The sequence below is a fragment of the Pseudomonas sp. o96-267 genome (assembly GCF_003935465.1).
GTDB classification, from domain to species: Bacteria; Pseudomonadota; Gammaproteobacteria; order Pseudomonadales; family Pseudomonadaceae; genus Aquipseudomonas; species Aquipseudomonas sediminis.
This window is the reverse complement of sequence record NZ_RHQP01000034.1, coordinates 30,166-47,077: the sequence shown is the minus strand read 5'-3', so window position 1 is coordinate 47,077 and position 16,912 is coordinate 30,166. Positions and strand designations below refer to the sequence as shown.

Genomic DNA, 16,912 nt, shown 5'->3' with positions numbered 1-16,912 from the left:
TCCTACAGGGGTGTATCAGCCGTTGCGCTGATAGACGATCTTCTTGGTGCCACCGTCGCAGCTGCCGACGACCATGCTCTGATCCTGAACTTCGGCGTTGGGCACGATTTCCAGGGTGTAGCTGGGCACGTTGTTGGCCTGAATCTTCACTTCGATTTCCTGCTTGAGTTCTTCGCAGGGCTTGGGCGCGGCCAGTGCGCCGCCAGCGAGTAGCATCAGGGCCAGGGCGGGAATCAGTCGTTGCATCGCTTGTACCTCCGGTGTTGGGCGAAAACCTGAGTAGGTTGGACTGGCAATGTGCCAATCAGTTCTAGTCGTCTTGCATCAGGCTTTCCAACGCGGCCCGACGATCTGCCTGCGGCAACCGACCGAGTGCTGCCACTGCGGCATAGAACGCGCGCCAGTCTCGGTCCTCCCGGGCGAACAGTGCGGCGAAAGCTGGCACCCATTGATCGTAGAGGCCAAAGGGCAGCAGCTTGGCGTTGTTCAACGGGCTCTCGATCCAGGCGTCATAGCGACCCTGGCCGCCCCATTCGCGCTGGCGCAAGGCGCGATAGTCGCGGCGCAGGCGCTCGAACTCGGCCTGTTTGGCGATGCGCATGGCTGACTCCGGCAGGTCGCTGGCGTAGAGCTGTTGCAGGCGCTCGCGGCTGGCCAGCACCAGCTCGATGAACTGCTGGCGTTGGCGATCATCGCTGGCCGGCGGTGTTTCATTGCGGGCCGAATGCCACTGACGCAGCCCCTCGCGCTCGACGAAGGTGGCGAAGGACTCGTTGAAGGCCGTATCGCCTGGCAGGTAGTACTGCTGGTGCGCTAACTCATGGAAGATCACCGCGATGAAGCGCTCGTCACTCCAGCGCAGCATGGTGTTGAGCAGTGGGTCATCGAACCAGCCTAGGGTTGAGTAGGCCTCGACGCCGCCGATGTAGGTATCCAGGCCCTCTTGGCGCAGCAGCGCGGCAGCACCGCGGGCTCGACCCTGCTGGTAGTAGCCGCGGTAGGCGACGCAACCGGCGATGGGGAAGCAATGCAGCTCGGGGTCGAGGGAAAACTCCGGCGTGGCGAATACATTCCACACCACGAAGGGACGCTCCAGGTCGGCGTACAGGCGATAGCTGCGGTTCTCGGGCAGTTGCAGCTGCGCGCTGGCAAAGTCCCGCGCCTGCTGGCTCAGCGTCAGGCGCCTGGCCAGGTCGGGGTCTGTGGCAGGGTTGCTTAGCAGCCGTTCGACTGGCTGGCGCGCCTGCAGCAATTGCCATTGGCCCTGGCCAAGATGGGCGTAGTAATCGAGGGTCGAGCAGCCGCCCAGCAGCAGGGCGAGCAGGGGAACCGCGTAGCGGCGCAGCAGGTCTTTAGGGAAGGCGTTGGGCATGTCGTCACGCTAGCTGATCGCATGGGTTGTCTCCAGCCCCACTGGTTCGAATACGCCCGTTTCGCCTCGGTTTTGCCTGCCTCCCGATGTAGGCTGGTACCTGAACCCTACCGTGGAGGTCGCCATGCGCGCCCTGTTTCTCGCTCCCGCCCTGATGATGCTCGGGGCCTGTGCTTCTCCCCTGCCCAAGCCGGACCCGCAGCAGGCCTGGGTCGAACTGTATTCCAGCGCCGATACCTTGCTGATGGCCGATCGCCTGGACGGCAAGCGCTGGCCGGATGGCCGCTACTTCCAGCTGACGCCCGGCAAGCATGAATTGGAAACGCGCTTTCAGTTCGAGGTGCGTAGCGGTGGCTCGATAGGTATGCAGAGCGAGCCATTGCGCATGACCTGCGAGATTCGCCTGCGTTACGACGACTTTGCGGCCGGCCAACGCTACCGCGTCGAGGCACGCCAGCAGCTGATGAAGGCGCAGGCGTGGCTGTATGACGAGCAGCGCAATGTGCTGGCGCGGGGTGAGGTAATGCGTTGTGGGACAGCCATCTAGGCCGGGGCTGTTGCGCACGGCGCACGCCGCTGATCATCGGGTGCGCCGCCGCTGCGAGGTCAGGCTTCGAGTATGCCTTCCAGGGTGATCGTGGCCTTCAGTACCTTGGAGACTGGGCAGCCGGTCTTGGCCGCTTCCACCGCTTTCTCGAATGCAGCGCGATCTGCACCTGGAATTTTCGCGCGCAGCGTCAGGTGCACGGTACTGATTTCGAAGCCGCCTTCCACCTTCTCCAGGGTCACTTGCGCCTTGGTGTCGATGCTCTCGGCAGTCATACCAGCGTCGCCCAGTTCCTTGGACAGTGCCATGGAAAAGCAGCCTGCATGAGCGGCGCCGATCAGCTCTTCGGGGTTGGTGCCGGGCTTGTCCTCGAAGCGGGTGTTGAAGCCATAAGGCGATTCCTTGAGGGCACCACTTTCAGTGGAGATGGTGCCTTTGCCGTCCTTGATACCACCTTGCCAGTGGGCTGAAGCTGTCTTCTTCATGTGCGTCTCCCATCGTATGAACGGGGCCACCGGTCTGGCGGCCTGTTCTGATTCAGAGGGCGGTAACGCACACAAAGTTCGCCCTCAACCGTTCTTCAGCTCGGCGAGGATATCGAAGGCGTGCAGGCGGTCGGCGAAGTCGTACATGTCGCAGGTGAAGATCAGCTCGTCCGCTTCGGTCTGCTCCAGCAACTGTTCCAGGCGTTGACGCACGGTCTGCGGTCCGCCGATGGTAGCCAGGCCGAAGAACTCGCCGACTGCCTGGCGCTCGTGCGGCAGCCATAGGCCGTCCATGCTTGGCACCGGTTTGCGCTGCACCAGGCTCTGACCACGGATCAGCGCAAGGATGCGCTGGAACGCGGAGGTGGCCAGGTATTGCGCCTGCTCGTCGCTGTCGGCTGCCAGCAACGGTACGCCGAGCATCACGTAGGGTTTGTCCAGCACTGCCGAGGGGCGGAAGTGGTTGCGGTAGGTGCGCACCGCCTCGTGCATGTAGCGTGGTGCGAAGTGCGAGGCGAAGGCATAGGGCAAGCCTTTCATGCCGGCTAGCTGAGCGCTGAACAGGCTGGAGCCGAGCAGCCAGATCGGCACGTTGGTCCCTGCGCCAGGCATGGCGATCACCCGCTGTCCTTCCTGGCGTGGGCCGAGGTAGGCCTGCAGCTCTTCGACGTCATTGGGGAAGTCGTCGGCGCTGCCATCACGGCTGCGGCGCAGGGCATTGGCGGTGTACTGATCGGCGCCGGGCGCGCGACCCAGGCCCAGCTCGATCCGCCCGGGGTAGAGCGTGGCCAGGGTGCCGAACTGCTCGGCGATCACCAGTGGCGCATGGTTGGGCAGCATCACCCCGCCAGAACCAAGGCGGATCTTCGAGGTGCCGGCGGCCAGGTAGCCGAGCAGCACGGAGGTGGCGGAGCTGGCGATGCCGTCCATGTTGTGGTGCTCGGCCACCCAGAATCTTTCGAAGCCGAGGCCCTCGACGTGGCGAGCCAGCGCCAGCGAATTATGCAGGGCTTGAGCGGCATCGCCATCGTCGCGAATCGGCGCCAGGTCGAGGGTGGAGAGCTTGATGGAGGCCAGTCGGCTCATAGGGAGTCTCCTCGTTGCGTGGCCGGCTACTCTAACCTCTCCGGTTCAGGCTGCGCACGCCAGGCGCAGGCATAGTCATCATCGACGCAGGTGATGCGCTGATACCGTGGCGACCGTTTACGGTCCGGGCTGCCTGGCCATGATGGGGCCACATGGCTCGCGCATAGCCGTGTTGGCGAACGAGCCTGCGACTCAGCCAGCGCCGTGCTGGGTGCGGTACTCGCCAGGCGTCAGGCCGGTCCATTGGCGGAAGGCACGGAAGAACACGCTGGGCTCGGAGTAGCCCAGCAGCAGGGCGATTTCCGCCGCTGGCAGGCGGCCGTCGCGCAGGTGTTGTTCGGCCAGTTGGCGACGCGTGTCGGCCAGCAGTTGCTGGTAGCTGCAACCCTCTTCGGCCAACCTTCGCTGCAGGGTGCGTTCGCTCAGATTCAGCGCGCGGGCCAGTTCGGCGCGGTCGGGCTCGCCATGCGCCAGTTGTTCGCCGAGCTGGCCGATGACCCGCGCGCTCAGGCTGGCACTGGGCAGGCGGGCGAGCAGGGTCTCGGCATGTTGACGCAGCAGTTGCTGCAGCGGCAGGTTGGCCTGGATCAGTGGCTTCTGGCACAGCGCGCGGGGCAGGGCGATGGCGTAATCGCTGCTGGCGAACTGCAGGGGGCAGGCGAATACATCCTGATAGGGCCCGAGGTCGTCCGGTGCATCGTGACGAAATTGCGCGCCGAGCAAATGGAAGTCGTCGAGCAGCGGCGTGGTCATCTGCACCCAGCAGGCCAGCATCGCCAGTACACGGATGCGGGTCGCCGGATGCTGTGGATGCAGCGGGCGGTATAGCAGCAACAGGCTGTCGTCGCGCGTCTCGATATGCAGCTCGCCGCCCTCGCCGCCGAGACGTTGATAGCGCAGTGCGGCGTTCAGTCCATCACCCAGAGTAGCACTGCTCTGCAGCAGATAGCTGAGCACGCTGAAGGGGCCGGGAGTCAGGTTACGCCCGAGCAGCAGGCCGGGTTCTGGATGCGGCAGGTGTAAGTCCAGCTCGCGCCAGAGGGTCTGCTGGACGCTGAACGGGATGCGCGCGTCGGGGTCGGCCAGGTGCCCGTCAGTCAGGCCACAGGCACTGAGCAGCGCCTGACGGTCGAGGCCAAGGCGGCTGGCTGCATGCAGCACGGCCTGGGTCAGGCTGGCGCTGACCGAGGCCTGCGCGGATTCGTGAAGGGCGTTGGGCATTGGCCGATTCTGCCCAATGCCGGGAATGGGCGATAGCCCGCGCCTCACATAAGCGGTTACGACCGATTGGCCAACAAGGCGTGCATATTCGTCGTGAGCGGTTAGACTTCCCTCCCGGACGTCGCTCACAAGGCACGCTCGCTCAAAACAACAGAAAAAAGGAGATTTCCCATGAAAGGCAAATCCTTGGCATGGGTCCTGTCCGCTGCACTCGCGGGCACTGCCCTGAGTGGTATGGCACAGGCTGAAGAAAAATTCGTCACCATCGGCACCGGCGGCCAGACAGGCGTCTATTACGTTGCCGGCCAGTCCATCTGCCGTTTCCTCAACCGTGGCTCGGCTGAGCACGGTATCAAGTGCAACGCGCCAGCCAGCGGCGGCGGCGTGGCCAACGTCAATGGCATTCGCAGCGGCGAATTCAACTTCGGCATCATGCAGTCCGACCACCAGTACAAGGCCCTCAACGGCGCTGCGCCGTTCGAAGCCGAAGGTGCAATGAGCGACATCCGCGCGGTGTTCTCGCTGCAGAGCGAAGTGTTCACCGTCCTCGCCCGTCGTAGCGCCAACATCACCAGCTTCGACGACCTCAAGGGCAAGCGCGTCAACGTCGGCAACCCGGGTTCCGGCCAGCGTGACACTCTGGAAGAGATCATGGCCGTCAAAGGCTGGGATCGTTCCGCCTTTGCCCTGGCTGCCGAGCTGAAGCCGGCTGAACAGGCCAGTGCTCTGGGCGACAACAATATCGACGCCATGACCTACTTCGTCGGTCATCCCAACGGCGCGATCCAGGAAGCCACCACCACCACCGACGCCGTTCTGGTTCCGGTGACCGGCGCCGAGATCGACAAGCTGCTGGCCGAGAAGACCTACTACACCAAGGCCGACATCCCTGGCGGTCTGTACAAGGGCAACGATCAGCCGACTCCGTCCATCGGCGGCAAGGCCGTGCTGTCCACCAGCGCCAAGGCTGACCCGGAAGTGGTCTACCAGCTGGTCAAGTCGGTATTCGACAACATCGATCGCTTCAAGCGTCTGCACCCGGCCTTCGCTGACCTGAAGGAAGAGGACATGATCAAGGTTGGTCTGACTGCCCCGCTGCACGAGGGCGCCGAGCGTTACTACAAAGAACGCGGCTGGCTGTAAGCCGGCATCCGGCGATAGACGAAACCGCGGCCCTGGCCGCGGTTTTCTTTTGCCCCGGGGTTTGCCTCAGCGCTGCTCGTCGAGCAGGTCGATGGCCAGCGTCTGCAGGCGTTTCAGCAGGGCTTGCTGAGCGGCAGAAGGCGTCTCGTCGCAACGCCGCAACAGGTACAGGGGCACGGGTATGACGGGTTCCAGCGGGCGGGCCTGAACGTCTCCGCGATTGCCTGACAAGGCCGTGAACGGGTCGACCAGGGCCAGCCCCTGCCCGGCAGCCACCAGCATGCGGGCCAGCTGGTAGGTCTGTACCGAAATGTCGATGCGGGCTGGTGGGTCCAGCTCCTGGATGTGCCCGCGTAGCAGGCCGCCCAAGGCGTCTCGTGTGTCCAGGCCGATCAGGCTCAGCCCTGCCATGTTCTGCAGGCGCATGGGCGTCGCGCATTCCTGGTCACTCCACCAACCCGGTGGGGCGATGGCCATCATCCTTCCCTGTGTCAGCACTTCAGTGTGCAGGTCCGGGTGCTCCACGCGTTGCAGCGTCAGGCCGAGATCGGCCTCGCGCAGCAACAGGGCCTGAATGATCTCGCTGGTGTGCTGGGTCGAGAGGTCGCATCGGGTGTGCGGAAATTCGGCGCGCCAGCCGCATACCACGTCAGGCAGCAGGGTTTGCGCCAGGGTGGGTGTGCAGATCAGGCGCAGCGCTCGTTCCTCGCCGCGGCGCAGGCTATCGGACAGGCGCCGCAGATTCTGCAGTTCGGCAGCGAGGCGTTCGGCCTGTCGCTGCAGTATTCGCGCTTCTGCAGTTGGCAGCAGCTTGCCGCGTACACGGCTGAACAGGGCAAACCCCAGTTGCTGTTCGGCATGCTGAAGAATCTTGCTGGCAGCCGGCTGGGAGATGTGCAGCAGCTCTGCCGCTGCGGTGAGACTCCCGGTCTGCAGGACTGCCTGAAACAGTTCGACGTGGCGTAGGCGCATGAGCAATCCGTGTTCCCGCATGGTCGAGGGAACATAACCTAGGGTTATGGGCTGCCGCCATCTTTTCATTGGCCGCTCGTTTCGCCCCTCCATACCCTGATTTCATTCAGATGCGGGGGATGGATCATGCGGGTCGCGGTTATCGGTGGTGGGGTGATAGGGCTGAGCACGGCCTACGCGCTGCTCCGTCAAGGGTATCGAGTGGATCTGATCGAGCAGCGTGAGGAAGTGGCGCTGGAGACCAGCTTCGCCAACGGTGGTCAGCTCAGTTATCGCTATGTCTCACCGTTGGCCGATGCCGGTGTGCCGCTGCAGGCGCTGTCGTGGATGCTGCAGGGTAATGCTCCGCTGCGTTTTCGCCCCAGCCTGAGCCCGCATCAGTGGCAATGGTGCCTGCGCTTTTTGCTGGCTTGCCGTCGCTCGGTGAACCAGCGCAATGGCGCGCACCTGCTGCGCCTGGCCTTGTACAGCCAGTCGGTATTGCAGGGCTGGCGTGAGCATGAGGCGCTGGATGATTTCTCCTGGCGCGCCAATGGCAAGCTGGTGATCTACCGCAACGCTGCGAGCTGGAACAAGGCGCGCAGCGCAGTCGGTGAATCGGCGCATCAACGCCTGCTCGATGCTGATCAATGCCTTGAGCTGGAGCCCGCCCTCGAAGGGTTGGCCGGCCGATTCCAGGGCGGCGTCTTCGCGGCGGGTGACGAAGTCGGTGATTGTCATCAGTTTTGCCGACAACTGCTGCGCAAGCTGCGCAGCAACCCCTCATTCCGCCTGCATGCCGGGCGGCGGGTCACTGCGATACCTCTTGAGCACGGCAGGGTGAGAGCCGTGGCGCTGGATGACGGGGAGCTGGAGGTCGATCATGTGGTGGTCGCTGCTGGGGTCGGTAGCGTGGCATTGCTCCGCCCGCTGGGGGTGCGACTGCCGATATACCCGCTCAAGGGCTACAGCCTCACCTTGTCGCTGGCCGACCGCGCAGCGGGCCCGGAGACCAACGTCACCGATTACGACCACAAGGTGGTCTACGCCCGTCTGGGCGAGCGTTTGCGGGTTGCTGCAATGGTCGATATCGGTAGTTGGGATGCCACGCCAGACCCTGATCGGCTTGCCGAGTTGAGACAGCTTGCCCAGGCCAGCTTTCCTCGCGCAGGCGATTACGCGGCTGCCGAGACTTGGGCGGGAATGCGCCCGGCGACGCCGGAGGGCACGCCACTGTTGGGTGCAAGCGGCATCGGCAATCTCTGGCTGAACGTCGGCCACGGCAGCCTGGGCTTCACCCTGGCGTGCGGCAGCGCCGAGGTGCTGGCGCAACTGATAGGCCAGCAACAACCGGCGATCGCTCTCGATGGTATGCAGTTGGCATCCTGAGCACACCCGAACACTCACAACAGCAGGAGTTTGCCATGTCCGTGCAACGTATTCAGACCAACGACCGCCTTTCTGGCGCGACGATCTTCTCCGATCTGGTTTTTCTCTCTGGCCAGGTGCCGAGCGACCGCAGCCAGGATGTAGTCGGGCAGACCGCCCAGGTGCTGGAAAAGATCGACGCGCTGCTGACCGAGGCGGGATCTGATCGAAGTCACATGCTCAGCGCACAGATCTGGCTGAAAGACATCGAGAAGGATTTTGCCGCCATGAATGCGGTCTGGAGTGATTGGCTGCCAGCCGGCTGCGCGCCTGCCCGCGCCACCGTCGAGGCACGCCTGGCTTCTGCCGATGTCCTGGTCGAGATCATGGTCATTGCAGTGCGTAAGGCGGCTTGACGGCCGCAATGGTTGTACCGATGGCGCTGGTGATGACAGCCCATCCACCGTTCGAATAAACAACAACACGAGGACGTTGATATGCAGCAGCATCGAATCATGGGTTTCCTGGCATGTGTCATGGGCAGCACCTTGTTGAGCAGTCCCCTGGTCGCTCAGGAGCGCTACGTGACCATTGGCACCGGTGGACAGACGGGCGTTTATTACACGGCCGGACAGTCGATCTGTCGGTTCCTCAATCGCAGTGCTGCCGAGCACGGCATCAAATGCAATGCGCCGTCTTCCGCTGGCAGCGTCAGCAACATTGCCTCGATCAAGAGTGGCGACTATGACTTCGGGTTCATTCAGTCCGATCACCAGAACAAGGCGCTCACGGGCCAACCGCCTTTCGATCAGAATGGGGCTGTCGAAGATCTGCGCGTGGTCTTCTCCCTGCAGAGCGAGATCCTCACCGTCGTCGCCCGTGCAGACAGCGGTATCGAGACTTTCGCCGACCTCAAGGGCAAGCGCGTGAATATCGGCGTGCCGGGCTCTGGCAGTCGTGATACCTTCGATGAAGTGATCCAGGCCAACGGCTGGAGCAAGTCCGACTTCTCCCTCGCCGCTGAACTCAAGCCTGCCGAGATGGCAGCCGCACTGGGGGACAACAACCTGGATGCCATCACCTATGTGGTCGGTCATCCGAGTGGCGCCATCCAGGAGGCCATGGCTACCGTCGAAACCCGCCTGATCCCGGTTAGCGGCCCTGATATCGACAAGCTCCTGGCGCAGGCCAGCTACTTCACCAAGGCGGATATCCCGGCGGGTGTCTATCCTGGTGTGGAGCAGCCCGTCCCATCCATCGGCGGTAAAGCGGTGCTGGCCACTTCGGCCAAGACCGATCCCGAGGTCGTCTACCAGTTGGTCAAGTCGGTATTCGATAACCTGGAGCGCTTCAAACGCCTGCATCCGGCGTTTGCCGATCTGCAGGCCGAGGACATGATCAAAGCGGGGCTAACGGCTCCAATGCATGACGGGGCACTACGTTTCTACAAGGAAAAAGGCTGGCTCTAGCCGGGTGGAGAGTCTCAGGCTGGGCTCTAAACTCTTTGATAGCGGGCGCAGTTGGGCTGGTATAGGTAAACTGCGTGCTTACAGATCCTTTCAAAGGGTCAAAAACCGAGCCCCTCCGGCAGCGAGGGGCTCGCCGTTTTTATCAGAATGACAACGTAGGTGTACTACCCTATGGCCGAAAAGAAACTATCCACCGAGGAACTGATCGCCCAGGATGTCGGCGCGCGTATGCCCGTCGGCCCGATGGCTCAGGTGATCACCGGCCTTGCCTTGCTCTGGTCGCTGTTCCAATTGTGGATCGCCTCACCACTGCCGTTCATCTTCGGCGTTGGTGTACTCAACGATACCCAGACCCGCGCCATTCACCTGGCGTTCGCCCTGCTGCTGGCCTTCCTCGCCTATCCGGCATTCAAGAGATCGCCACGTGATCGCGTACCGCTGCTGGATATAGCCCTAGGTCTGGTCGCTGCTGCCAGTGCCGCTTATCTGTTCATCTTCTACCAGCAGTTGGCCCTGCGCCCTGGCAGCCTGACCACGGGCGACCTGGTCACAGCCTGCATCGGTATCCCGCTGCTGCTGGAAGCCACGCGCCGCGCGCTTGGCCCACCCCTGGCGATCATCGCCCTGGTGTTTCTCGTCTACAGCCTGGCCGGCCCCTATATGCCTGGCCTGCTGGCGCACCGCGGGGTCAGCTTCAACGCGCTGGCCAACCACCAGTGGATCACCACCGAGGGCGTGTTCGGTATCGCCCTGGGCGTATCCACCAGCTTCGTGTTCCTCTTCGTGTTGTTCGGTGCGTTGCTCGAGCGCGCCGGTGCCGGCCATTACTTCATCCAGCTGGCATTCAGCATGCTCGGCCACTTCCGTGGTGGCCCGGCCAAGGCGGCGGTGCTGGCTTCCGGCCTGACCGGGATGATCTCCGGCTCGTCGATCGCCAACGTGGTGACCACCGGCACCTTCACCATTCCGATGATGAAACGCACCGGCTTCTCCTCGGAGAAGGCCGGCGCGGTCGAAGTGGCCTCTTCGGTCAACGGCCAGATCATGCCGCCGGTAATGGGGGCTGCGGCCTTCCTGATGGTCGAATACATCGGCATGCCCTATGTCGAGATCATCAAGCATGCCTTCCTGCCTGCCGCGATTTCCTATATCGCGCTGCTTTACATCGTCCATCTCGAGGCGCTCAAGCTCGGCCTGCAACCCATTGGTGGCCATCAGCCCAAGCCCTGGCTGCGTCGCCTGACCGGCTTCGCCTTCGGTGCAGCGCTGATCAGTGGCCTGTCGTTGGCGGTCTACTACGGCCTCGGCTGGCTCAAGCCGGCGCTCGGCGAATATGCCCTGCCGGTGATCGGCGTTCTGCTCGCGGTGGTCTACCTGGCGCTGCTGAAAGTCGCCGCCAGCGTGCCGGTACTGCCGCCGGAAGACCCCAATGCGCCGTTGGAAGAACTGCCGCAGACCCGCGCGGTGCTGCTCTCGGGCCTGCATTTCCTGCTGCCGGTGGTGGTGCTGGTCTGGTGCCTGATGATCGAGCGCCTGTCCCCCGGCCTGTCGGCCTTCTGGGGCAGCGTGATGCTGATCATCATCCTGCTCACCCAGCGCCCGCTGCTGAGCTGGATGCGCCGCGATGGCAGCCATGACCACGGCACCTTCATCGATGGCGTGGTCGACTTGCGCGAAGGCCTGATCGCTGGCGCCCGCAACATGATCGGCATCGGTATCGCCACCGCGGCGGCCGGCGTCATCGTCGGTGCGGTGTCGCAGACCGGCGTTGGCCTGGTGTTGGCCGACCTGGTCGAACTGCTGTCGATGGGCAACCTGCTGCTGATGCTGATCCTGGTGGCAGTGTTCAGCCTGATCCTCGGCATGGGCCTGCCGACCACCGCCAACTACATCGTGGTGTCCAGCCTGCTGGCGCCGGTGGTGGTGGCGCTGGGGCAGCAGAACGGCTTGATCGTGCCGCTGATCGCGGTGCACCTGTTCGTCTTCTACTTCGGCATCATGGCCGACGTGACCCCGCCGGTGGGGTTGGCCTCGTTCGCCGCTGCGGCGGTGTCCAAGGGCGACCCGATCAAGACCGGTATCGTGGCGTTCTTCTACAGCCTGCGCACCGCCGCGCTGCCGTTCCTGTTCATCTTCAACACAGACCTGCTGCTGATCGACGTGGACTTCTGGCATGGCGTGCTGATCTTCATCGTGGCGACCGTCGCCATGTTGATATTCGCTGCCGGCACCCAGGGCTTCTTCCTGGTACGCAGCCGCCTGTACGAGAGCGTGCTGCTGCTGTTGGTGGCGTTCACCCTGTTCCGTCCCGGCTTCTGGATGGACATGCTGCACGATCCTTATCAGGAAGTGCCGCCGGCCGAGCTGGCGCAAGCGCTCGATGGGGTAGAGGACGGCAGCTCGCTGCGCCTGCGCATTCTTGGCGAGAACGCCGTGGGCGACCCGCGTGAGTTCACCGTGCTGCTGCCGGTGCCGGACGGCGCTTCGGGCCAGGCGCGCCTGGAGAAGCTCGGCCTGAACCTGTACGAAGAAGGCGACAAGGTGCTGGTGGACAGCGTCACCTTCGGCAGTATCGCAGCCGATGCAGGCCTCGAGTTCGACCAGCAGATTCTCAGTGTGCGGGCACCAACCGACCGCTGGATCAAGGAACTGATGTGGATTCCGGGCTTCCTGCTGTTCGGTCTCGTTGTGCTGCTGCAGCGCCGTCGTCTGGTCGCGCAGCGTACATAGCGCGCGTCTCGACCTCCAACAAGGCAGCTTCGGCTGCCTTGTTCGTTTATGCCCTGGCGACGGGTTGCTAGACTCGCCGACCTGACCATTCAGACAACAAGGACTCAGCCAGTCATGTCGACGCCACGCGTGCACTATCCCTGGTACAAGAAGGAAGACACCGACGCCTTTTTCGCCCTGTTCCAGAACAACATCGCCAACTTCGTGATCATCGCCATCAGCATGCTGGGCATGGGCTTTCCCGCCGAGATCGTGTTCGGTCAGGTGTTGCCTGGCGCGGCGGTGGCGGTGATGGTCGGCAACTTTTACTACGCCTTTAGTGCCGCGCGACTGGCGCGCAAGGAGAACCGTGCCGACGTGACGGCGCTGTCCTATGGCATCAGTACACCGGTGATGTTCGTCTTCCTGTTCGGCGTGCTGCTGCCGGCGAAGAACCTTACCGGAGATGCAGAACTGGCGTGGAAGGTGGCGGTGGCTGCGTGCTTTATCAGTGGCCTGATCGAGGCGGCCATCAGCCTGATCGGCAACTGGGTGCAGCGTCATCTACCGCGTGCGGCCATGCTCGGCGCGGTGGCCGGGGTGGCACTGACCTTCATCGCTGGGGAAATGCTGTTCAAGACCCTGGAAATTCCGGTGATCGGCCTGCTCGTACTGGCCATTACCATCGTCGGCCTGGTGGCGCGGGTGAGCATGCCGTTCCGCCTGCCTGCCTCGCTGTTCGCCATCGTCGTCGGCACCGCGCTGGCCTACCTGATCGGCGCGGCTGACGGCGGCAAGTTCAGCGATGCCTTCACCCACCTGGGTTTCTACCCGCTACTGCCCAACCTGGCCTGGTACGAAGGGCTGGGCCTGCTGTTCACCAGCCTGCTGGCGCTGATGACGGTAATCCTGCCGATCACCCTGTACAACGCCATCGAGACCATGAACAACGTCGAGGCCATGAGCGCCGCCGGTGACAGCTACAGCGTGCGCGAATGCCAGGCCGTGGATGGGCTCGGTACCTCGCTCGGGGCGCTGTTCGGCGGCGTGTTCCCGACCACCGTTTACATCGCCACCGTGGGTTCGAAGTGGATGGGCGCCGGACGCGGTTACAGTTTGCTCAATGGCGCGGTGTACATTCTCGCGACCATGTTCGGCCTGATCGCCTTCATCGCCGCGCTGATTCCGGTATCGGTGGTGGCGCCGATCCTGGTATTCGTCGGCATGTCGATGATCGCCACCGCGTTCAACAGCAACCACGCCCGTTACTACCCGGCAGTGGCGCTGGCGATGCTACCGTATTTCGCCAACTACCTGATGACCCGCTTCAATCGGGGCGCGCCTGAGGTGGTCGAGGGCATTTCCAGTGCCATCGGCGCGTTGGGGCAGGGCGCCATGTTCAGCGCCATCCTGCTCGGTGCCATGTGCGTGGCGGTGATCGATCGTCAGTTCCGCCAGGCCACCGTCTTCGCTCTGGTGGCGGCCGGCATGGCCTTCGTTGGTCTGATGCACGCACCGAAACTGGCCTGGTACGCCGCGCCGGACTTCGTCCACGGCTATCTGCTGATGGCGCTGTTCTTCGCCTGGTATGCCTGGCGCGGCGTGGAGCCGGCCGCGCCCGAGCGAGTGAGCAGCGCCGACTGAGTCATTCGCCACCCTCGAGCCTGAGCGCGCCGGTCTCCTGGCCCTCCAGCACCACATAGGCGCTGGAGCAGAACAGCGAGTTGAGGCGCTTCATGTCGGCGATCAGCTCCAGACGCAATGAACTGGTCTCGATGCTCTGCAGCACCTGGCGCTGCAGGCGGCCGATATGCGCGTGCGCCAGGCGCCGTTCCTGCGCGCGGAAGCGGCGCTTCTCGCGCAGCAACTGGCTGGCGCTGGCGTGATCGGCGCTGAGGAACACGTTAAGGCCCAGGCGCAGGTTGGCTGTCAGCTGCCCATGCAGGCTGGTCAGCTCCTCCAGACCTTTCTCGGAGAAGGCTCGGCGCTGCGCGGTCTTCTCGTTCTGGATCTTGCCGAGCATGCGTTCGATCAGCTCGCCGGCCTGCTCCAGGTTCACCGCCAGCTCGAGCACCTCGGCCCAGCGCCGGCTCTCGTGTTCGCTCATCGCCTCGCGCGGGATCTGCGCCAGGTACAGCTTGACCGTCCGGCACAGGCTGGCGACGTCGTCATTGAGCAGGCGCAGCTCCTTGCTCGTCGCCGGCTGGTTGTGTTCCAGCACCGGCAGCAGGTGGCCGAGCATTGCCTCGATCAGGTCGCCCACGCGCAGGGTTTCGCGCACGGCGTTGGCCAGCGCCAGGCTGGGCGTGGTCAGCGCCGTCGGGTCGAGGTGGCGCGGGCGAGCGATGCCGCTGTCGTCGGCACGGGCCGGCATCAGCCAGTTGCAGAAGCGCGCCATCCAGCCGACGGTGGGTAGCATCAGCAGGGCGCGCAAACCGTTGTAGAGCAGGTGGAAGAAGATCACCAGCTCGGCCGGACGCCAGTTCAGGCTGTCCAGCCAGTCGGCCAATGGCTGCAGTACCGGCAGCACCAGCAACAGTCCGATCAGCTTGTAGATCAGGCTGCCCAGCGCCACGCGACGTCCGGCCGGGTTCTGCAGGCTGCTGGTGAGAAAGGCCAGCAGACCGCTGCCGATGTTGGCACCGATCACCAGGCCGATGGCCACCGGCAGGCTGATCAGCCCGGCACCGGCCAGGGTGGCGGTGAGCAGCACGGCGGCCAGGCTGGAATAGGTGAGCAGGGCGAACAACGCACCGACCAGCGCGTCGAGCAGCAGGTCGCCGGTCAATGACGCGAACAGCACGCGAATGCCGCGCGCTTCGGTTATCGGCGTGGCGGCGGCGACGATCAGCTCCAGCGCCAGCAGCATCAGGCCCAGGCCGATGGCCACACGGCCGAGTTGGCCCGCACGGGTCTGCCGCCGCGAGAGGAAGAAGATCACCCCGAGAAAGATCAGCAGCGGGCTCAGCCAACTGAGATTGAGCGTCAGCACGCGGGCCATGAGCGCCGTGCCGACGTCAGCACCGAGCATGATCGCCAGGCCCGGCGCCAACGCCATCAAGCCCTGGGCGACGAAGGAGGTGACCAGCAAGGCCGTGGCGTTGCTGCTCTGCACCAGCGCCGTGACGCCGATGCCGGCGACGAACGCCAGCGGCCGGCGGCCGATATTGTGGCTGAGCACCTTGCGCAACTGCGAGCCGAACACGCGCAGGATGCCGGTACGTACGATGTGTGTGCCCCAGACCAACAAGGCAATGGCTGACAGCAAATGCAGCAGGGTCAGCATAAATCGGCCCCCCTGAAAGACGGCCGATGAGGAATTATGGTTTCGGCCTGTATAGATGAGCATCGGCCGAAATCGCTGATAAAGCCAGTCAACCGTCGCGCAGTACCTTGAGTTCGGCGTCGTCGGCGGAGAAGCCGCGCTCGAGCTTGAACTTGAGGCTGAGGTCGGTCCGCGAGTCGGCGAACTTGAGCGCTTCGGCCAGGCTGATACGGCCGGCTTCGAGCAGGGCGAACAGGTGCTGGTCAAAGGTTTGCAGACCTTGTTCGGCCGCTCGTGCCGTGGCTTCGCGCAACTCCTCCAACTCATCGCGCTGGATCAGGTCGCGGATGTAGGGCGTGCCCAGCATCAGCTCCACCGCTACCACGCGTTTTTGCGCGATGCCCGGTACCAGGCGCTGGCCGATCACCGCGAGCAGGTTGTGCGCCACGTCGGCCAGCACCTGCTTGCGGGCTTCGTCGGGAAAGAAGCGGGCGATACGCTCGATGGCGTGGCTGCTGCTGGTGGCATGCAGCGTGGCCACGCACAGGTGGCCGGTTTCGGCGTAATGCAGCGCGTGCTGCATGGTCGCGGCGTCGCGGATCTCGCCCAGCATGATCACGTCCGGCGCCTCGCGCAGCACGTTGCGCAGGGCGTCGTCGAAGCTGTGGGTATCGAGGCCGACTTCCCGCTGGTCGATGATCGAGCGCTGGTGGCTGTGGAGAAATTCGATGGGGTCTTCGATGCAGACGATATGCCCGCTCTTGTGGCGATTGCGGAAATCCAGCATCGCCGCCAGGGTGGTGGACTTGCCCGAACCGGCTGCGCCGGTGACCAGGATCAGCCCGCGATCCTGCATGGCCAGCTTTTCCAGCATTTTTGGCAGGCCGAGCGCCTCGAAGCTGGGAATCTGGCTCTTGATCAGGCGCACCACCATGGCCACTTCGCCGCGCTGGTAATAGAGGTTGACCCGATAACGTCCGGCGCCCTGCAGGCTGACCGCCAGATTCATCTCCAGATCGCGCTCGAACTCGGCGATCTGCTTCTGCGTCATCAGTTGATAGGCCAGCTGTTGCACTTCGCCGGCCTTCAAGATGTGCTGGCCCACCGGCTGGCTGTGTCCTTCCACTTTCATGTGTGGCGGTGCGCCGACGCTGAAGAACAGGTCCGAGCCGCCGTGCTGGTGGATCAGCTGCAGATAGGGGAAAACGTCAGGCTGATCGTTGGCGTTGGTGTCATTCATCGGCTTGCCGCATCTCGTTCGTGTTGCGACAAGAATAGACGGCGCCCTGCCCAGCT

The 16,912-nt window shown here is 63.8% G+C and carries 15 protein-coding genes; 7 read left to right on the top strand and 8 right to left on the bottom strand.

Going from position 1 to position 16,912, the window contains the following annotated elements:
• Positions 1 to 15: 15 nt before the first annotated feature.
• A complete protein-coding gene (locus EGJ86_RS20325; protein WP_106734182.1) occupies positions 16 to 246 on the bottom strand; it encodes a DUF1161 domain-containing protein in 231 nt (76 codons plus the stop codon).
• A 64-nt stretch (positions 247 to 310) separates the two neighbouring features.
• Entirely contained in the window at positions 311 to 1,372 is a 1,062-nt protein-coding gene (locus EGJ86_RS20320; RefSeq protein ID WP_125836406.1) for an aminopeptidase, read from the bottom strand.
• A 124-nt stretch (positions 1,373 to 1,496) separates the two neighbouring features.
• Between EGJ86_RS20320 and EGJ86_RS20315 the strand changes: the two genes are divergently transcribed.
• A complete protein-coding gene (locus tag EGJ86_RS20315) occupies positions 1,497 to 1,919 on the top strand; it encodes a hypothetical protein (protein ID WP_099526768.1) in 423 nt (140 codons plus the stop codon).
• A 59-nt stretch (positions 1,920 to 1,978) separates the two neighbouring features.
• Here EGJ86_RS20315 and EGJ86_RS20310 read toward each other — a convergent pair whose 3' ends face one another.
• From EGJ86_RS20310 to EGJ86_RS20300, 3 genes are all read right to left on the bottom strand, one after another.
• Positions 1,979 to 2,404: an OsmC family protein gene (locus EGJ86_RS20310; protein WP_099526767.1), complete on the bottom strand. Its 426-nt coding sequence runs from the start codon at positions 2,402 to 2,404 to the stop codon at positions 1,979 to 1,981.
• Between the two features lie 84 nt (positions 2,405 to 2,488).
• Positions 2,489 to 3,490: an LLM class flavin-dependent oxidoreductase gene (locus EGJ86_RS20305; protein WP_125836405.1), complete on the bottom strand. Its 1,002-nt coding sequence runs from the start codon at positions 3,488 to 3,490 to the stop codon at positions 2,489 to 2,491.
• 192 nt (positions 3,491 to 3,682) lie between these two features.
• Positions 3,683 to 4,711 (bottom strand): AraC family transcriptional regulator, encoded by a 1,029-nt coding sequence (locus tag EGJ86_RS20300; protein ID WP_125836404.1) that lies wholly within the window; start codon positions 4,709 to 4,711, stop codon positions 3,683 to 3,685.
• Between the two features lie 171 nt (positions 4,712 to 4,882).
• Between EGJ86_RS20300 and EGJ86_RS20295 the strand changes: the two genes are divergently transcribed.
• Positions 4,883 to 5,854, top strand: coding sequence for a TAXI family TRAP transporter solute-binding subunit (locus tag EGJ86_RS20295; RefSeq protein WP_125836403.1), 972 nt, complete (start codon positions 4,883 to 4,885; stop codon positions 5,852 to 5,854).
• 66 nt (positions 5,855 to 5,920) lie between these two features.
• Here the strand turns inward: EGJ86_RS20295 and EGJ86_RS20290 are convergent, their stop codons facing one another.
• Positions 5,921 to 6,826, bottom strand: coding sequence for a LysR family transcriptional regulator (locus tag EGJ86_RS20290; RefSeq protein ID WP_125836402.1), 906 nt, complete (start codon positions 6,824 to 6,826; stop codon positions 5,921 to 5,923).
• A 126-nt stretch (positions 6,827 to 6,952) separates the two neighbouring features.
• Here EGJ86_RS20290 and EGJ86_RS20285 point away from each other — a divergent pair, with 126 nt between their 5' ends.
• The 5 genes from EGJ86_RS20285 (at position 6,953) to EGJ86_RS20265 (ending at position 13,995) form a co-directional block, all read left to right on the top strand.
• Complete coding sequence (locus EGJ86_RS20285) at positions 6,953 to 8,194, top strand: D-amino acid dehydrogenase (RefSeq protein WP_125836401.1); 1,242 nt, start codon at positions 6,953 to 6,955, stop codon at positions 8,192 to 8,194.
• Positions 8,195 to 8,229: 35 nt separating this feature from the next.
• A complete protein-coding gene (locus tag EGJ86_RS20280) occupies positions 8,230 to 8,589 on the top strand; it encodes a RidA family protein (RefSeq protein ID WP_125836400.1) in 360 nt (119 codons plus the stop codon).
• Between the two features lie 81 nt (positions 8,590 to 8,670).
• The gene (locus tag EGJ86_RS20275; RefSeq protein ID WP_125836399.1) at positions 8,671 to 9,642 is read left to right on the top strand and encodes a TAXI family TRAP transporter solute-binding subunit; all 972 of its coding nucleotides are present in this window, start codon (positions 8,671 to 8,673) and stop codon (positions 9,640 to 9,642) included.
• Between the two features lie 171 nt (positions 9,643 to 9,813).
• Positions 9,814 to 12,372 carry a TRAP transporter permease gene (locus tag EGJ86_RS20270; protein WP_125836398.1) on the top strand — a complete coding sequence of 853 codons (2,559 nt, stop codon included), beginning with the start codon at positions 9,814 to 9,816 and terminating at the stop codon, positions 12,370 to 12,372.
• Between the two features lie 114 nt (positions 12,373 to 12,486).
• Complete coding sequence (locus tag EGJ86_RS20265; RefSeq protein WP_125836397.1) at positions 12,487 to 13,995, top strand: NCS2 family permease; 1,509 nt, start codon at positions 12,487 to 12,489, stop codon at positions 13,993 to 13,995.
• 1 nt (position 13,996) lies between these two features.
• On the opposite strand, the gene EGJ86_RS20260 is transcribed toward EGJ86_RS20265, so the two are convergent.
• Positions 13,997 to 15,637 (bottom strand): Na/Pi cotransporter family protein, encoded by a 1,641-nt coding sequence (locus EGJ86_RS20260; protein WP_125836396.1) that lies wholly within the window; start codon positions 15,635 to 15,637, stop codon positions 13,997 to 13,999.
• An 88-nt stretch (positions 15,638 to 15,725) separates the two neighbouring features.
• Positions 15,726 to 16,856: a PilT/PilU family type 4a pilus ATPase gene (locus EGJ86_RS20255; RefSeq protein ID WP_075750794.1), complete on the bottom strand. Its 1,131-nt coding sequence runs from the start codon at positions 16,854 to 16,856 to the stop codon at positions 15,726 to 15,728.
• Between the last annotated feature and the right edge of the window lie 56 nt (positions 16,857 to 16,912).